This is a genomic window from Marinobacter sp. bablab_jr008, assembly GCF_016464145.1.
Classification (GTDB): domain Bacteria; phylum Pseudomonadota; class Gammaproteobacteria; order Pseudomonadales; family Oleiphilaceae; genus Marinobacter; species Marinobacter nauticus.
The window spans coordinates 22,321-38,914 of record NZ_JACDWW010000024.1; the positions used below are offsets into that span (position 1 = coordinate 22,321).

Here is a 16,594-nt window from a genome sequence, read left to right on the forward strand (position 1 = left end):
GTTGAGGGCATCGGCAAAGCTCGGCATATTCAAGCGGGGGTTGCCCGAAAGGCGCTCCCGCCATCTCTGGTAGAGCAATTCCGGGGCCATGCCCCTGCATCTGCTTTTAGTATCAATAAGTTGCCTCGTCATAGGGCCGTCCGGTCCTCTGTGATCCGCCTCCCTTTTCTTTGTTTCTGTCAAATTAGTCGACGCTTTTCGTTGCCAATACCCGGCCAAATGCTCATTTGGTGAAATGGATACCGTTCTTGGTTGTTAGCGGGTGTTACTCTTTATTTCGAAATGTTACCTGAGCCGCGCACCAGCGCGGCCCGGCAAGGCAGGAAAGTGATGTTCGGCAGACAAAAACCACAAAAGTGCCGGATTGCCCCAGGGATCAGGGGGCTTTGTATATCCGGAATGATCATGGCCGCGATGGCGGCAACCTCCCACGCATCGTCGCTCGATGAGCAGATCGAGCGTCTGAACGCTGACATTACCCGGCATACCGCAAGTGTGCATGCCCTCGAGCAGAAACTGCTGCACCCGGTGAATACCCGGGTGGCGGTCTTTCTGTCGTTGGCGAACAGGCAAGCCCTTGAGCTGGATTCGGTAGAACTGTTCGTCAATGAGCAGCCGGTTACCGCTCATCTGTACACAGAAAACGAACGGAGCTCACTGGGCCAGGGCGGTGTACATCAACTGTTTATCGGCAACCTCGCGGACGGAAGACATACTCTCAAGGCCGTGATCAACGCCCGGGCGGCCAACAATCGTTTCGTGCGCCGGGAGATTGTCCACGATTTCCGGAAACAGCCCGGCACTTTGCGCCTGCAGATGACGCTGAACGCCAAGGCACCGGACTATGAACCGGAAGTCTCATTTGTTGAGTGGAAATAACCGGCCATGAATGGGCGCATGTCTCTGTTCCTCCGAAACAGTATTGGTGTCATGGCAGCGATGCTGGCAGGTGTGGCAACGCCGGTAGCAAATGCCATGGATAACTCGTTGGCATCTGGTGTGGTTCGCTTTGCGCTGGATACCGGTGAGGCTTCCTCGGTTGTCGGGTTGGCAATGAAGCTTGAAGGCGAATCGGCCGATTACCTTCAGGCCCGGCTTATGCTGGCCTCTGGGCAGCATGACGAGGCCAGGGCTGGGTTTGAGGGTGTATTTAACGGTGCGTCTTACCGGGGCGAAGCGGCATTGGCTCTGGCTGAAATGGCACAGGAAGAGGGCGATCTCACCGGTGCGGAAAACTGGTACCAACAGGCGCGCCGAACCGGCTATGGCGAAGTGGTTCAAAAAGCGCTTCTCGGTCTGGCGGAGCTGGCCAGAATACAAGGGAAGACCGACGCGGCCGGTCAATACCTTGCGCGTATGGAAGATGGCTACTGGGCGGCTGTGGGCTATATGAACCTGGCGGCGGATTTCGCCCGCGATGATCTCGATTCATCACGGGCCCTGGTTTCGCTCCGGGTTGCCATGGCCATGGCTGCCAAGGATACCGACACCAGCCGGAGCCGGGCACTGCTTGATCAGCTCAATCTCCGGGCGGGCTATCTCGCACTGGGTAGCGAAGATTACGACAAAGCGATTGATTTCCTGGAGAAGGTCTCTCTGGAAAGCTATCACACACCTCAGGCTCTCTATCTTCATGGCCTTGCCCTGTCGAGCAAAGGCAACCACCGTGCCGCCATGCAGAGCTGGCACCGTGCCAAGAAATTTCCGCTGGCATTTCCGGGTGTTTCAGATGCGTGGATTGGTATGGGCCGTGGTTATGATCTTTCCGGGTATCCGGGCCAGGCGGGAGAATCCTGGTTGGCAGCCAACGCGGCCTATGAGGGAGAACGGGTTACTCTTGGCAAATTGTCCGAAAGGATCACGGCTGAAGGAGCCTACAAAGCTCTGGTTCAGGATGCCCGTAGTGACGACATTCAATGGTTTTTGGCCGATAACCGAACGTTAACCCAGCCACGAATGGCGTATCTTCTGCGCTTCATGGAAGAACCCGGGGCCCAGGTGGCGGTGCGGAGGGTAGCGCGCCTTGATGAGATGGTCGCAACACTGGATGCGAACAAGTACAACCTGGAGGTTTTCATCCAGGCCCTTGAAGTCTTTATGGCCTCGGCCGGTTCAGGGGGGGTGGCGCCACAAACCGCTGGGCTTGAGCAACAGCAGAGTGATCTGGAATCCAGGTTGAATGGGTTGGTGGAGCAGGCGGCAACGCCTGCCCAGGTCACAGAGTTGCGTCAGCTAAAACAGTCCCTGGCAGGAGCCGGCCGCCGCATGGGCGCGTTGAATGAGCAGATCCTCCAAAGACCTGAGCGCCTGGAAAAGGTTCTGGACGAAGCTCGTGCAATGAGAGACGCCACCAAGGATTTACGTTACAAGGCCCTCAGTCTCCGGGAGCAGGCTGCGCGAAAACTGGATGCACTGGCACTGGCGTTTGTTAAAAAGCAGACCCAGCACATGACTCACGCGCTGGACAAAACCGAGCAGCAAATCGCCCATCTCTACGAGTATCTGGCTCTGGAAAATCTTGGGGAGGGTGCACAGTGAATCTGCCTTTTGCTCCCAAGTCCTTTGCGGCATCCCTTGTCATGATTATGGCGTTGGCCCAAGCGCCGGTTTCTGCGCAGGAATCGTTCCGCGTGGAGTTGGGGCGGGATGGTGAAACCCTGGGGGATATGCGCCCGGTGTTTCTGAAATTTGAGAGCCGGCCGCTGCCGGCGATTTCGCCTCTTGAAGTGGCTCGCCGTTATCAGAAGCTGTTTGAGTCCTCGGATGAGCCTGAAGTGCGGATAGACGCCCTGAACCGGCTCAACAACATCCGTGATAGGTCTGGAGAGGACGTCGGGTTCTCCGAAGAGCGGGAAGCGGCCATCTATGAGGAAGTGCTCGAGAGCTACGAAAGCATTCTGGCCAAAGGGTCCTTTTCCGGGCGTCTCGACGAGTTGCTGTACCAGATGGCCAAGGCCCACGCGCTGACCGGGCAACCGGAGCAGTCCATCGCAAGACTGAAACAGCTTGTTGGGCTTTACCCGAACTCGGAACTGGTACCTGAGGCCCGTTTTCGCATAGCGGAAGCGGCCTTCTCCGCCGGCCGTCACGCAGAGGCTGAGGCCGGTTACCGGCAGTTGCTGGAGCATGACAGCCATCAGGAGCTCGCCGCCAAAGCCCGCTACATGCTCGGCTGGAGTCAGTTTAAACAGGGTGAGCCCGCCTGGACCCGCGCGGCAGATACGTTCATGGCGGTACTGGATCAGCAATTGCCAGACCAATCCACGCTGGCCAACCCGCCGGCGCAGTCCATGGATATGCTGGAGGACACCTTCCGGGTGCTGGCTTTGATGGCGTCCCGCCAGAGTGATGCCCGGACCCTTGCCGGCTGGCTGGATGGTCGTGAGTCATCAGCATGGCAGCATCTGTTATACGACCGGCTTGCGGATCTGCATGCGGTGGAACGTCGTTATGAACGGGCGGTGTCAGTCAACAACGCTTTTGTGTCCGAGTTTCCGGGCCACACAGCGAGCCCGGATTTCCTGGCCCAGAGTGTGTCCTACTGGCAACTGGCCGGTAAAACCTCAAAAGCTCTGGCGGCGCGGGATGATTACGTCCAGCGTTTGGGGGCAGAGGCCCGATTCCAGACGATGACTCCTGAGCAGAAGGGGCTTTGGGCGCAATACACCCGCTTCCTCGCTGATCACTACTACGCCACCGGTACAGACCTCAGTAGCCGGAACCAAACGGCTGTCGCCAGTGAAGCCTGGGCCAAAGCCGCCCATTATTACGAGCGGCTTGCACCTCGCTCGGATCAAGCCGGGGAACTGCTCCATCTCGCAGGCGATGCCCGGTTACTGGCTGGCGATCGGGCTGAAGCCGTCAGGAATTTCCGGGCCGCAGCCTACGACCATCGCCACGGGGATTCCCGGGATTCGGCCTGGGCCGCTATCCGAATTGTTCGTGAGGATCTTGAGCTGGCATCAGGAGAGAGCAGAACTGCGACGCTGCTCGTCCTGAGCAACGAAGAGCAGCAATATGCAGAGGCGTTTGGCCCGGATGAACGTCTGTCGGGGCTCCGTGCCGACCTTGCCAACCGTTGGTACGACCTGGGCGAATTCGAGCGTGCCCTGCAATACGCCAGTTCTACACTGACCTGGGAGCGGGCGGGGGTTACCGAGCGTTACGCCGCGTGGTTGGTGACCGCGCGTATTCGACAGAAAAACAACGAGTTTGGGCTCGCTGAACGTGCGTGGCGCCAGGCTTTGCCATTGGCTGACGAAGCCAGCCCGGATGCAGAAAGCCAAAGGCGCAGTCTTCTGGAACAACTCGCGTCCGCTATCTATCAGCAGGGTGAAAAGGCTGCTCGTGCCGGCGACGCAACTTTGGCCGTGGCGCATTTCCAGAGGGTTGAGGGCGTTATGCCGGGCTCTGAAATTGCGATCAAGGCTCGCTATGACGCCGCGAATACTCTGCTTCGGGCATCCGACTGGCTGGCTGCCATCAATGAACTCCAACGCTTCCGGATGGATTATCCGAGTCATGAGCTTACGCCTGAAACCAGTGAGAAGCTGGTTCTCGCCTATCAGGAATCTGGCCAGGGATTAAAAGCCGCGGAGGAGCTGCTGAGTCGCTCAGAAACGCTTGCGGACCCGTGGCCCACCAGGCTGCGTGCTGCGGCCATTTTCCACGCAGAGGGTGACAGCGCTTCCAGAAACCAGCTTTACAAAAACTGGCTGGCGGTTGCACCCACGCCCGATTCCGCCGAGGAGCATGTTCAACAGCAGACCATGCGCCAACGGCTGATCGAATCGGGAGACTCGGTGATTGCCGTACGTGAACAACTGCTGGCTCGGGAACGAGCCAGCCATTGGCATTCCGAGGATACCCTGAAATGGGCTGCCGATGCTGCACTGTTCTTTGGTGCCCAGACGGCAGAGCGTTTTGCCGGCATTGCACTGGTTCACCCGCTGGAGCAGTCACTTGCACGAAAGCAGGCCGCCATGCAGCAGGCTCAGGCGTATCTCCAGGAGGCAGAGTCCTTTGCCGGCGATGGAGTACGTTCGGAGGTTTTATATCGCCGTGCTGAACTCTATCGAACACTGGCGTCTGACCTCATGTCCTCTGAAGTACCTGCGGAACTGAACGAAATGGAAGCCATGCAATATCAGATGCTCCTGGAAGAGGAAGCGTTTCCACTTGAGGAAGAGGCCATGGCGCTGCACGCCCGCAACCACGAACGTATCCCCACGGAAGGTTTCGATGAGTGGATTCAGCGCAGCCTGGAGGCCCTGGCCACCATGCACCCCGGGCGCTACGACCGACAGCTTCGCTGGATGAGTTGGACGACGGACACCAAGCAGGGAGGCTCATGATGAGGTTGAGAGGGATACCCCAGGTTTTCCGGTTTCTACTTCTTCTGGTTCTTGCGGGGTTGGCTGGCTGCGCTTCCAAAGCGCCGGCACCTGAAAAAGTGGCGCCGGTGTATCAGCCGGAACAGTCAAAAGAGTGGGAGCGGCAGGGCCGGCAGGCCTACGAAGCCGGTGACCGGAAGACGGCGCTGGAGGCCTGGCACCAGGCGGTTGCGGCGGATCCTGCCAACGTGAGGGTTCGCAACAATCTGGCACTGCTTCTTAAAGAGCAGGAGCGCTTTGAGGAAGCCGCCGAGATGCTGGAAGCGGGGTTGAAGGTGACGCCGAAGGTGGCGGAACTGCATTACAACCTGGCGGTGATATCAGAGATCTACCTGCTGGACCTCGACAAGGCGCTGGAACATTACCAGCAATATCAGTCCCTGGTGGGAGAGGAAGGCTCGCAGGTTGCCGGTTGGATCGCAGATCTTGAACGGAGGCTGGAATGATTCTGTCCAGGTTAACGTGCTGCGGTTTCCTCCTGTCTCTTCTGTTGCTTTGGCCGGTTATCGGCTATTCCGCGGAAGGCATCAGTAACGGGGGGCAGAGCCAACAGAACGTTCTGCAGGTACGGGGGCTCTCCGCTGGCACCGGCGAAGACGATCCAAGAATCCTGTACATATTGCCCTGGCAAACTCCGAGCCTGCCCCGGCGCCCGAGAACCGAGCTCAATCAACAGGCACCGGAACTCTTGCGTCCGGTGCCTCAACCGGTTCTGGAGAATCACCGCCAGTTCCGCGAAACCCTGAACCCCCTTGTGCTGACACCAACGCTTTCTGCAGGGCAGGGCGCCGCATCAGTCGAGTCGCAACCCTAACGTCGCAGTAGATGGAGAACTACACCATGCTTGATACCGTGATCCGTTTTTTCCAGGAGGGTGGTCCCTTCATGTACCCGATTGCCATCGTACTTGCGCTGGGGCTGGCAATCACTCTGGAACGTTTCCTGTACCTCGGGGCGGTTCGCCGTCGAAACCGGATGGCGTTTGAGTGCGGCATTCTGCCCGCCCTGCAAAAACGCGATTACCAGCGCGCCATGAAGGCGGCGTCCAGTTCAGATAGCGCAATTGCCTCGGTGCTTGGTGCGGGCATTGCCCGGTTGATCAATAACAGCCGGCGTGAAGACATCGAGTACGCCATGGAAGAGGGGTTGATGGAAGTGTTGCCCCGGTTGGAAAAGCGCACACAGTACCTCGCCACTCTTGCGAACATTGCCACGCTGCTGGGCTTGCTTGGCACCATCATTGGCTTGATTGCCGCATTCACCGCGGTTGCTGCCGCAGACCCGGCGCAGAAGGCATCGCTGTTATCGGAAAGTATTTCCGTGGCCATGAATACCACCGCCTTTGGCCTGATGTCGGCCATTCCGCTGCTGCTGTTCCACGCGGTACTGCAGACCCGGACCAACGAGATTGTCGACAGCTTTGAAATGGCGGGGGTCAAGCTTCTGAATATGGTGTCTGAGCCCGCAAACCGACCGGCGGCGGCCGCCTGATCGTGCCGGCATTCCAGGATCTGATCAGGAGTAGCCGAACATGAGACGTCGACATCGCAGGCTGACGACCTCGGCCGACCTCGACATTACCGCCTTTCTCAATCTGATGATTGTGCTGGTACCGGTGTTGCTGCTGGGCATGGTGTTCAGCCAGATCCGGATGATCGAGCTGAACTTTCCGGGCATGGAAGCTGGCCAGGCGCCAGATGCCGAATCGTTCCGGCTGGTGGTCACGGTGCTACCGGACGGTATTGAGGTGGCGGACAGTGACCGCGGCCTGATCGATGTGATGCCGGTTAGCGGGCAGGGGCAGGACTATTCACGACTGAGTGAACTGTTGCAGCAGATCAAGTCCCGGATGCCCGACAAGACAGACGTGATTCTGGAAGTCGGACCAGATGTGGACTACCAGACTCTGGTGTCAGTTATGGATACCGTGCGCTCTTACCAGGCGGTGGTGGCGGCGAGCGTCGTGGAAGCAGAACTCTTTCCGGATGTGTCTCTGATGGATGCCGGTGAGGATCGCAATCTGGCCGCGCGACCGGTGGAAGGCAAAGGAGAAGGCGCGTGAAGTTGTCGAGACGAGCCCGACTGCGCCAGCGACACTATGGCCGGATGCACAAGGCGGGTGGCCTGAACCTGGTGTCACTGATGGATATCTTTACCATCCTGGTGTTCTTCCTGATGGTGAATTCCTCGGATGTTAAGGTCATGCAGAACACTGCGGATGTTTCCCTGCCCAGTTCGACCGCCAAACAGGAAGCTGTGGAAAGCCTGACGGTACAGGTGGTCGGCCAATCCATTCTGGTCCAGGGCCGGGAAGTGGCACGCCTGGACGGCATCGAAGCCACGGATACTCGCATTGCCGGCTTGTCCGAAGAGTTGGCGTACCGAAGGAACCGTTGGGCTGAGGTACCGGAAAACGGTCTTGAAGTTACGATTATGGCAGCGAAAGATACCGATTACCGGTTGCTGAGAAAGATCATGCAAACCTGTGTCGATGAGCAGTTCCGGCAGGTACGTCTGGCGGTGGAGTCGGAGGTTCGTAATGGTTGATCGCAGGGAGCTGTCGCAACCTTCCCGGCTGCCCTGGTCCAGGGACAGAGCAGAGTCAGGCCGCTTCGGCCTGATAACCGGGCTGATGCTGGCGCTGTTTCTGATTCCTGCCCTCATTATTCCGGGCCTGCAGGTACCGGAACCTGAGCGTGAACAGGCGGAGCAATTGCCGCCTCGGCTGGCGAAGCTGGTACAGCCACCCAAGCCGGTTGAGCCACCCGAGCCGGTTGTGGAGCCAGAACCTGAGCAACCCAAGCCAGAGCCAGAACCGCAGCAGGTTGAGGAGCCGCGGCAGATTCCTCCTGAACCGACGGTAGCGAAATCGAAGCCTGAGCCTGCGCCGCAGACGACCGAGCAGGCTCGCGAAACCGCCTCACGTTCCGGCCTGTTTGCCATGAAAGACCGGCTCAGCGCTCTGACGTCTGTGGACACTCCGGCACCTGAGGTGCAGCGTGTCGCGAATGTCAATAACAGTCAGGCGGTTGGCCTGGCACCGGAAACGCCGAATGATTCGGTACTGCAAGGCAGCGGCGGTGTTGAAACCCGTGAAGGACCGGTACGGGAAGTCGAACTGGCAAAGCATGAAACCAGTGACGTAGCCGCTCCCCGGGAAACCGCGCCTCAGGTGGCAAGCCAGCCGGAACCCGCCCGGCCGTCAGTGGGCGAGCGTGCCATGAGCAATATCCGGCAGGTATTTGATGCCCAGAAGAGCGTGCTCTATTCCCTGTACCAGCGGGAGTTAAGGCAGGATCCAACCCTTGAGGGTAAGGTTACCCTGGAACTGGTGATTGAGCCGGATGGCAGTGTCTCAGCCTGTGACGTGGTGGGTTCTGAACTGGATCACCCGATGCTGGAGAAGCGCATTGCTTTGCGCGTACAGATGTTCAATTTCGGGGCAGCCAATGTGGAAACCCGGAAGGTACGATTCCCCATCGATTTCCTTCCGGGGTAATGCCAGCCGAAACTCAGCTTTCGATGGTGATTTTCGGCAAGCGGGGTTTTTGCAACGAAATCTTTTCGGTGGGGGCAATCACCTTGGCCTCGCCGGTAACCACCTGATCACCGTTCTGATTGCGCACATCGCAGCCAAAAGAGACACGGTTTTTAGGTTCCTTGCGAAGCACCGACAAGGTGACGGTCAGTGTGTCGTCCAGCTTGACCGGTCGTTTGAACGACAGGCTCTGTTCCAGGTAGATGGTGCCGGGGCCGGGCATGACCGTGGCCAGGGCGGCAGAAATCAGTGAGCCACTCCACATACCATGAGCGATGCGCTCCCGGAACATGGATTCTGCGGCAAACTCGGAATCCAGGTGCACCGGGTTTACGTCCCCGGATACCGCAGCAAACAGCACCAGCTCATCTTCGGTGAGGGTGCGTGTGAAGGTGGCTGAATCGCCTTCGTTAAGTTCGTCGTAGGTAATGTTTTCCAGCGTATCCAGGGTGTCGCTCATCACAGGCTCCGGTGATTCAGTGTTCGAGTACGGTTGTACCGTTTGCTGATCTGAAAACTACCTCATCGTTAACAAAACTGCTATTCTCTCCCCCACTTTTTTGAGGCTGATACTTTCGTCGGGTTGATTTTCCCGAGCGATCGGTCTTGGCAAAACATTACAATCAGGGGGCTTCTGAACCCATCCGGTAGTACCCCACCGCGCCAATCAGACAGGAGATGGTGATGGATTTTGAGCAGTTCTATCAAGACAAATACCCAGCTGGCATCCCCCGGGAAATCGATCTCAATAAATACAAGAACATGGTGGATGTTTTTGAGCAGGCGGTACAGAAGTTTGCAGACAAGCCTGCGTTTACAGCAGTTGGCGTTACCCTGACTTATCGGGATCTTGATACTCAGAGCCGCAACTTCGCGGCCTGGCTGCAGAACAAAACCGACCTGAAACCGGGCGACCGCATTGCGGTGCAGATGCCGAACGTTACCCAGTATCCGGTGGTTGTGTTCGGGGCCATGCGCGCTGGTCTGATTGTGGTGAACACCAACCCCCTGTACACCACTCGCGAGATGGAGCACCAGTTTAACGATTCTGGCGCAAAGGCACTGGTTGTTCTGGCTAATATGGCGGACAACGCGGAGAAGGTTTTGCCCCATACCGGCATTGAGCACGTGATCGTGACCGAGATTGCCGATATGCATTCTCCCATCAAGCGTACCCTGATGAATGCCGCGGTGAAGCACCTCAAGAAGATGGTTCCGGCGTTCAACATTCCGGGTGCTCATAAGCTGCCGGCGGTACTCAGCGCCGGTGCCCGTGAAAAGTTTACCCCGGTCGATATCAAGCTGGATGACCTGGCCGTGCTGCAGTACACCGGCGGTACCACTGGTGTTGCGAAGGGTGCCATGCTGACTCACGCCAACCTGGTGGCCAACCTGACGCAAGTCCGGCCGATGCTGGAAGATCAGGTGGAAGAGGGCAAGGAAGTGGTGATTGCGCCGCTGCCCCTGTACCACATTTACTCCTTCACCCTGAACTGCGGCATTATGCTGGAAGCAGGTGCCCATAACGTTCTGATTCCGAACCCGCGTGATATCCCCGGCTTCGTTAAAGAGCTGCAGAAGCAGAAGTTCTCTGCCTTTATTGGCCTGAATACCTTGTTTGTGGCCCTGTGCAACAACGAGGACTTCCAGGATCTGGACTTCTCTGGCCTCAAGCTGACTGCCTCTGGTGGTATGGCCCTGACCAGCGATACCGCTAAAATGTGGCAGCGTGTGACGGGTTGCGAAATCAGCGAAGGCTACGGCATGACCGAGACTTCTCCGGTGGTTACCTTCAATCCCCGCAGCGCCATCCAGATCGGCACCATTGGTCTGCCGATTCCGTCCACTGTGGTTAAAACCATTGATGACGACGGCAACGAAACACCGGTCGGCGAGCCGGGCGAACTGTGCGTGAAAGGCCCGCAGGTGATGCGCGGTTACTGGCAGCGTCCCGATGATACCCAGAAGTCGTTCACCGATGACGGTTTCCTGAAAACCGGTGATGTGGCGCTGATTCAGGAAGACGGTTACATCCGGATTGTGGATCGCAAGAAAGACATGATCATCGTATCCGGTTTCAACGTGTTCCCGAATGAAATCGAAGATGTCGTGACCACGCACCCGAAAGTGGTGGAGTGTGCGGCCGTGGGTATTCCCGATGCCAAGAGCGGTGAAGCGGTGAAGGTTTATGTCGTGCCCACCAAAGAAGGTGTAACCGCTAACGAAATCAAGGAGTTCTGTCGGGAGCGTCTGACCGCCTACAAGGTACCCAAGCACTTTGAGTTCCGTGATGAACTGCCAAAGAGCAACGTAGGCAAGATCCTGCGCCGTGAGCTGCGGGACGAGGCGAACGCCAAGTAACAGGCGAGGCCCGCAGACCAACCAAAGACCCTGCTTCGGCGGGGTCTTTGTGTTTCTTGGCTCCGGTTTTCGTTAGACTGTTTCGCCCTGACGTTCCACCTATCCATTGATGAGCCTGCAGCTGTTAATGACTGACAACACTCGTTCCGAAACTCCCGTTGATTCCCGGGCCGCTGTCAAAGCGATGATGAACCAGCTGGACGCCTGTAACCAGCAGGAGGCCGCCCGCATCATTCGTCGTGTAAGCCGTTGCAAGGGTAACCCTGGTAACAAGGACCTGGAAAAGATGGCGCAATGGCTGGATCAGGGGCTCGATAAGGTGCGTAAGCGTCAGGCATTGCACAAGCCGGCGACCTTTCCCGCAGGGTTGCCGGTCAGCGATCGCGTCGAGGACATCAGTGATGCCATCAACAACCATCAGGTGGTGATCATTGCTGGTGAGACCGGGTCCGGTAAAACCACTCAGATTCCGAAGATTTGCCTGAACCTGGGGCGGGGCATCCGCGGGATTATTGGCCATACCCAGCCCCGGCGTATCGCCGCGCGCAGTGTTTCCAGCCGGATTGCCGAAGAACTGGGTGAAACGGTAGGCCAGCAGATCGGGTACCAGGTGCGGTTTACCGACAACACCTCGGAATCGTCCCGGGTCAAGGTAATGACCGACGGCATCCTGCTGGCAGAAGTGCAGCATGACCGTTTTCTGGATCGCTATGACACGCTGATTATCGATGAGGCCCACGAGCGCAGCCTGAATATTGATTTTCTGCTCGGCTATCTCAAGCAACTGTTGCCGAAGCGCCCGGATCTGAAAGTCATCATCACCTCGGCCACGATCGAGGTGGGGCGCTTCAGCGAGTTTTTCAACGAAGCGCCGGTGATCGAAGTCAGCGGTCGTACCTTTCCGGTAGATATTCGATATCGCCCCCTGGTTGGGGACGAGGACGACAGGGATCAGGGCTGGACCGACGGTGTTCTCTCGGCATTGGACGAGATTGAACAGCATGAACGGCAGGAAAAGCAGCCTCCGGGCGATGTACTGGTTTTTCTGCCAGGCGAGCGCGAGATCCGGGCCCTGAGCAAGGTGCTGCGCCACGCCGACCTGCGTCATACCGAAGTGTTGCCGTTGTATTCCCGCCTGAGCAACCAGGAACAGAACCGGGTGTTTCAGGGCCACAAGGGACGGCGGATTGTGTTGTCCACCAACGTGGCTGAGACCTCGCTGACCGTGCCCGGTATTCGCTACGTGATTGATACTGGCGTTGCGCGCATCAGCCGGTACAGTGTGCGCTCGAAAATACAGCGGCTGCCAATTGAACCGATTTCCCAGGCCAGTGCCAACCAGCGGGCAGGCCGGTGTGGCCGTGTGGCGCCGGGGATCTGTTTCCGTCTGTACGACGAAACGGACTTTTTGAACCGCCCGGAATACACCGATCCCGAAATCCTGAGAACCAACCTGGCCTCCGTTATCCTGCAAATGGCGACATCCGGACTGGGTGAGATCCGGCATTTTCCGTTTCTTGAGGCGCCGGATCGTCGTCAGGTCAACGATGGTTACAAGCTGCTGGAAGAGCTTAGCGCCGTCGATGACAAACGGCGTGTCACCAGGCTTGGGCGCACCATGGCCCGATTGCCGCTGGATCCCCGGTTAGCCCGGATGCTGGTGACCTCAGCAGAGCAGGGCAGTCTGGCGGAAGTGTTGATTGTGATTGCCGGCCTGAGCGTTCAGGACCCCAGGGAACGCCCACAGGACAAGCAGCAGGCGGCCGACCAGGCTCATGCACCGTTCAACGACAAGGATTCGGATTTCGCCACCCTGCTGAAGATCTGGAGCTGGTTCGAAGAGCAGCGCCAGGAATTGTCCCAGAACCAGCTCAAAAAACTGTGCCAGAAAACCTTCCTGAGCTGGATGCGAATGCGTGAGTGGCGGGACATACACCGCCAGCTCACTCTGATCTGCCGGGAGCAGAAGCTGACATTGAATAGCCAGCCGGCCAACTACGACGCAGTGCATAAAGCCATTCTGGCCGGCTTGCTTGGCCAGGTGGCGGTGAAAGTGGAAAAGCGGGAGTATCTGGCCACCCGAAACCGCAAGGTAATGATTTTCCCGGGTTCCAAAGTCGGCAAGACGGCACCCAAGTGGATTGTGGCGGCCGAGATCGTCGAAACCAGCAAGGTGTTTGCCCGAATGGTGGCGGCCATTCAGCCCGAATGGGTGGAGCCGCTGGCAGGCCACGTGGTAAAGCACCACTATTTTGAGCCCCACTGGGAGCAGAAGCGTGCCCAGGTGATGGGGTACGAGAAGGTCACACTTTATGGCCTGGATGTGGTCCCCAAGCGCCGTATTCCCTACGCCAAGGTAGACCCTGCCGAGTGCCGGAATCTGTTTATTCGCCGTGCCCTGGTTGAGGGGGATTTCCAGTCCAGGGCGCCGTTTATTGCCCGTAACCGCGAAATGCTGGATACCGTCGAGAATCTGGAGAAGAAAACCCGGCGGCGGGATCTTCTGGTGGATGATGAAGTTTTGGTGGCGTTCTACGACCAGAGACTGCCATCGGATATCGTCAGTGGCCGACATTTTGAATCCTGGTGGAAAGGACTATCTGCTGAGGAATTGAAGAAGCTGGAGCTGACAGAGACCGACGTTCTGCAAAGGCCTCTGGATGAGACCTCGGCCCAGCAGTACCCCGACTACCTGGAATGGGAAGGGGTGAAATACCCTCTGAGTTATGAGTTTGAACCCACCAGTGAGCGCGACGGTGTCACCCTCAACGTGCCCTTGATGGCTTTGCGACAGATCCCCGCCCGGCGTCTGGAGTGGCTGGTGCCAGGGTTGCTTCGGGAAAAATGCATTGCCCTGGTCAAGGGATTGCCGAAAGCGTTGCGCCGGAATTTTGTGCCGGTACCGGACTTTGTCGACGCGGCTCTGGCCAACCTGCAGCCGGGCAACGAGCCTCTGGCGATCAAACTGGGTGAACAGCTGCGACGAATGACCGGGGTCCAGATTGATCCGGATGCCTGGCCGGAGGAGGAACTGCCCCGCCACCTGAGGATGAACCTGAGGGTGACCGGCGATAAAGGCAAGGTCATCGCCGAAAGCCGAGACACCGATGAGCTCCAGGCCAGACTGGAGGGCCGGGCCGAAGAAGCGCTGGCCTCGGCGACGAGAGATGAACCCGGGAAAAAACAGGCGGGTGAATACACCGACTGGCAATTCGGCACCTTCCCGGAGCAGGTTCAAACAGAAAAAGGCGGTATGCAGGTCACGGTTTACCCGGCTCTGGAAGATCTGGGTAATAAGGTGCGGGCTTCTCGTTGTCTGGACAAGCTCACCGCAGAGGATACCCATCGTCGCGGCGTTGCGCGGCTGATTGTGAACCGGTTCGGCAATACCCTGGCGGATCTTGAACGAAAGCTGCCCCGGTTCAAGCAGTCTGCGTTGATGTTTGCACCGATCGGCCAGGCAAAGGGACTGCTGGATGATCTGGTGTTGTCGACGGTTATGCAGCATTTTCTGGCGGACCAACTGCCCAGAACCGAACAGGCGTTCGCAGAGCTGTTCGACCGCCACCGGGGGGACTTCATTCCTGCTCTGGAAGCTGCTGACGAGCGTCTGTTTCAGGCTATGAACGGCTACCAGAAAGTCGCGAAACAGCTCAAGGGCAAGATCAATCTGGCGCTGGCGGCAAGCATGGCCGACCTCAAGTTCCAGTTGCAACATCTGGTGTACCCGGGATTCCTGGTCAATACCCCGGCTCAGTGGCTGGAACGGTTCGGCACCTACTTTGAAGCGGCGGACATCCGGTTGGAAAAAATGGCGCGGGAAATGGGGCGTGAGCGGGAATTTCTTCACACCATTGAGCCATTATGGGCGCGGTATGCCGCGAAACTGGAGCAACAGAAGCGCCAGGGCGTGCGAGACCCGGAGCTGGAAACCTACCGCTGGATGATGGAGGAGTTCCGGGTGTCGTTTTTTGCCCAACAACTGGGCACGGTAATGACGGTTTCGGCGAAGCGGCTGGATAAACAATGGGAAAAGAACCGTATATAACGTTTTCGGATGCACTATAACGGGGCCACTGGACGATAGTCCCACGGGCAATTCTGCCGGACTGTGTTAGTATTTCTGACATCGTGATGTCAGAAACCGTTTTTATAATTGTGACGTGGGGTTATTGTGATTAAAGCCGTCATCAGCGGAACCGGCCTGTATACGCCGCCCGCCATTATCGAGAATGATGAACTGGTTGAAGCGTTCAATCAGTACGTGGAGCTGTTCAACAACGAGCATGCCGACGAAATTGCCCGTGGTGAGGTCGCTGCCCTGCAACCCTCGTCTTCTGCCTTTATTGAAAAAGCCTCCGGTATCAAGCGCCGGCATGTTATTGATCGGGATGGTATTCTTGATCCCCACCGGATGACCCCCTACATTCCGGAGCGCAGCAACGATGAACCGTCGGTACAGTGCGATATGGCTGTGGCCGCGAGCAAGGAAGCCCTGGCCCAGGCGGGTAAAACGGCGGCCGATGTCGATGCCGTCATTGTTGCCTGTTCCAACCTGCAAAGGCCGTATCCGGCCATCGCCATTGAAGTGCAGGAAGCCCTGGGTATTGAAGGCTTTGCCTATGACATGAACGTGGCGTGCAGTTCTGCCACTTTCGGCCTGCAGGCGGCAGTCAACTCGGTCGAAAATGGTGCAGCACGTTCGGTGCTGGTGGTCAGCCCGGAAATCTGCTCCGGCCACTTGAATTTCAGGGATCGGGACAGCCACTTTATCTTCGGTGATGCCTGCACGGCGATACTGGTTGAGCGTGAGGAAGACACTAAAGCCGGCCAGGGTTTTGAAATTCTGGGTACTCGTCTGAAAACCAAGTTTTCCAATAACATCCGGAACAACTTCGGCTTCCTCAATCGTGCCGATGAATCCGGCATTGGCAAGCCAGACAAACTGTTTATCCAGCAGGGCCGGAAGGTATTCAAGGAAGTCTCACCCCTGGTGGCCGAGACCATTCAGGGCCATCTGGAATCCCTTTCCCTCAGCTCGGGTAATCTCACCCGGATGTGGCTGCATCAGGCCAATCTGAACATGAATCAGCTGATCGCGCGCAAGGTGCTGGGCCGTGATGCCACTGTGGAAGAGGCTCCGGTGATTCTGGACGAATACGCCAACACCAGTTCCGCAGGGTCCATAATCGCGTTCCACAAATACAAGGACGATCTGAAAGCCGGCGATCTGGGCGTAATCTGCTCATTCGGCGCCGGCTATTCCATTGGCAGCGTGGTGGTTCGCCATCGCTGAGTCTGT

The 16,594-nt window shown here is 57.7% G+C and carries 13 protein-coding genes; 12 read left to right on the forward strand and 1 reads right to left on the reverse strand.

Translation table 11 applies throughout. From position 1 onward, the window contains the following. Positions 1 to 405 precede the first annotated feature (405 nt). Genes JIF53_RS00890 through JIF53_RS00930 form a run of 9 tightly spaced genes read left to right on the forward strand, consistent with a single transcriptional unit; the run spans position 406 to position 8,892 of the window. Entirely contained in the window at positions 406 to 879 is a 474-nt protein-coding gene (locus JIF53_RS00890; RefSeq protein WP_228285428.1) for an AraC family transcriptional regulator, read from the forward strand. Positions 880 to 897: 18 nt separating this feature from the next. Beyond that, positions 898 to 2,538, forward strand: a complete 1,641-nt coding sequence (locus JIF53_RS00895; RefSeq protein ID WP_228285429.1) for a tetratricopeptide repeat protein — start codon at positions 898 to 900, stop codon at positions 2,536 to 2,538. Beyond that, a complete protein-coding gene (gene bamD / locus JIF53_RS00900; RefSeq protein WP_199451627.1) occupies positions 2,535 to 5,354 on the forward strand; it encodes an outer membrane protein assembly factor BamD in 2,820 nt (939 codons plus the stop codon). Before JIF53_RS00895 ends, bamD begins: the two co-directional genes overlap by 4 nt. Next, positions 5,351 to 5,839, forward strand: a complete 489-nt coding sequence (locus JIF53_RS00905) for a tetratricopeptide repeat protein (protein ID WP_199451628.1) — start codon at positions 5,351 to 5,353, stop codon at positions 5,837 to 5,839. Before bamD ends, JIF53_RS00905 begins: the two co-directional genes overlap by 4 nt. Further along, on the forward strand, positions 5,836 to 6,207 hold the full coding sequence (locus tag JIF53_RS00910; protein ID WP_206769458.1) for a hypothetical protein: 372 nt from the start codon (positions 5,836 to 5,838) through the stop codon (positions 6,205 to 6,207). Before JIF53_RS00905 ends, JIF53_RS00910 begins: the two co-directional genes overlap by 4 nt. Positions 6,208 to 6,233: 26 nt before the next feature. Beyond that, positions 6,234 to 6,884 carry a MotA/TolQ/ExbB proton channel family protein gene (locus tag JIF53_RS00915; protein WP_199451629.1) on the forward strand — a complete coding sequence of 217 codons (651 nt, stop codon included), beginning with the start codon at positions 6,234 to 6,236 and terminating at the stop codon, positions 6,882 to 6,884. A 40-nt stretch (positions 6,885 to 6,924) separates the two neighbouring features. Further along, entirely contained in the window at positions 6,925 to 7,455 is a 531-nt protein-coding gene (locus JIF53_RS00920; RefSeq protein ID WP_199451630.1) for an ExbD/TolR family protein, read from the forward strand. Further along, complete coding sequence (locus tag JIF53_RS00925) at positions 7,452 to 7,940, forward strand: ExbD/TolR family protein (RefSeq protein WP_183578521.1); 489 nt, start codon at positions 7,452 to 7,454, stop codon at positions 7,938 to 7,940. The genes JIF53_RS00920 and JIF53_RS00925 overlap by 4 nt, the downstream gene beginning before the upstream one ends. Beyond that, on the forward strand, positions 7,933 to 8,892 hold the full coding sequence (locus JIF53_RS00930) for an AgmX/PglI C-terminal domain-containing protein (protein ID WP_183578518.1): 960 nt from the start codon (positions 7,933 to 7,935) through the stop codon (positions 8,890 to 8,892). Before JIF53_RS00925 ends, JIF53_RS00930 begins: the two co-directional genes overlap by 8 nt. Before the next feature lie 13 nt (positions 8,893 to 8,905). Here the strand turns inward: JIF53_RS00930 and JIF53_RS00935 are convergent, their stop codons facing one another. Continuing rightward, a complete protein-coding gene (locus JIF53_RS00935; protein WP_113880150.1) occupies positions 8,906 to 9,391 on the reverse strand; it encodes a MaoC/PaaZ C-terminal domain-containing protein in 486 nt (161 codons plus the stop codon). Between the two features lie 224 nt (positions 9,392 to 9,615). On the opposite strand from JIF53_RS00935, the gene JIF53_RS00940 reads away from it, so the two are divergent. The 3 genes from JIF53_RS00940 to JIF53_RS00950 all read left to right on the forward strand — a co-directional run bounded on the left by JIF53_RS00940 (position 9,616) and on the right by JIF53_RS00950 (position 16,588). Beyond that, a complete protein-coding gene (locus JIF53_RS00940; RefSeq protein WP_023010083.1) occupies positions 9,616 to 11,292 on the forward strand; it encodes a long-chain fatty acid--CoA ligase in 1,677 nt (558 codons plus the stop codon). Between the two features lie 127 nt (positions 11,293 to 11,419). Further along, positions 11,420 to 15,340, forward strand: a complete 3,921-nt coding sequence (hrpA, locus tag JIF53_RS00945) for an ATP-dependent RNA helicase HrpA (RefSeq protein ID WP_199451631.1) — start codon at positions 11,420 to 11,422, stop codon at positions 15,338 to 15,340. Positions 15,341 to 15,466: 126 nt separating this feature from the next. Beyond that, positions 15,467 to 16,588 (forward strand): beta-ketoacyl-ACP synthase III, encoded by a 1,122-nt coding sequence (locus JIF53_RS00950; protein WP_199451632.1) that lies wholly within the window; start codon positions 15,467 to 15,469, stop codon positions 16,586 to 16,588. Positions 16,589 to 16,594 lie beyond the last annotated feature (6 nt).

Excerpts from the sequence above, each read along its gene's own strand:
- JIF53_RS00890 (WP_228285428.1), top strand. The coding sequence starts at position 406 with ATGGCCGCGATGGCGGCAACCTCCCACGCATCGTCGCTCGATGAGCAG.
- JIF53_RS00895 (WP_228285429.1), top strand. The coding sequence starts at position 898 with ATGTCTCTGTTCCTCCGAAACAGTATTGGTGTCATGGCAGCGATGCTG.
- JIF53_RS00905 (WP_199451628.1), top strand. The coding sequence starts at position 5,351 with ATGATGAGGTTGAGAGGGATACCCCAGGTTTTCCGGTTTCTACTTCTT.
- JIF53_RS00910 (WP_206769458.1), top strand. The coding sequence starts at position 5,836 with ATGATTCTGTCCAGGTTAACGTGCTGCGGTTTCCTCCTGTCTCTTCTG.
- JIF53_RS00915 (WP_199451629.1), top strand. The coding sequence starts at position 6,234 with ATGCTTGATACCGTGATCCGTTTTTTCCAGGAGGGTGGTCCCTTCATG.
- JIF53_RS00920 (WP_199451630.1), top strand. The coding sequence starts at position 6,925 with ATGAGACGTCGACATCGCAGGCTGACGACCTCGGCCGACCTCGACATT.
- JIF53_RS00930 (WP_183578518.1), top strand. The coding sequence starts at position 7,933 with ATGGTTGATCGCAGGGAGCTGTCGCAACCTTCCCGGCTGCCCTGGTCC.
- JIF53_RS00935 (WP_113880150.1), bottom strand. The coding sequence starts at position 9,391 with ATGAGCGACACCCTGGATACGCTGGAAAACATTACCTACGACGAACTT.
- JIF53_RS00940 (WP_023010083.1), top strand. The coding sequence starts at position 9,616 with ATGGATTTTGAGCAGTTCTATCAAGACAAATACCCAGCTGGCATCCCC.
- hrpA (WP_199451631.1), top strand. The coding sequence starts at position 11,420 with ATGACTGACAACACTCGTTCCGAAACTCCCGTTGATTCCCGGGCCGCT.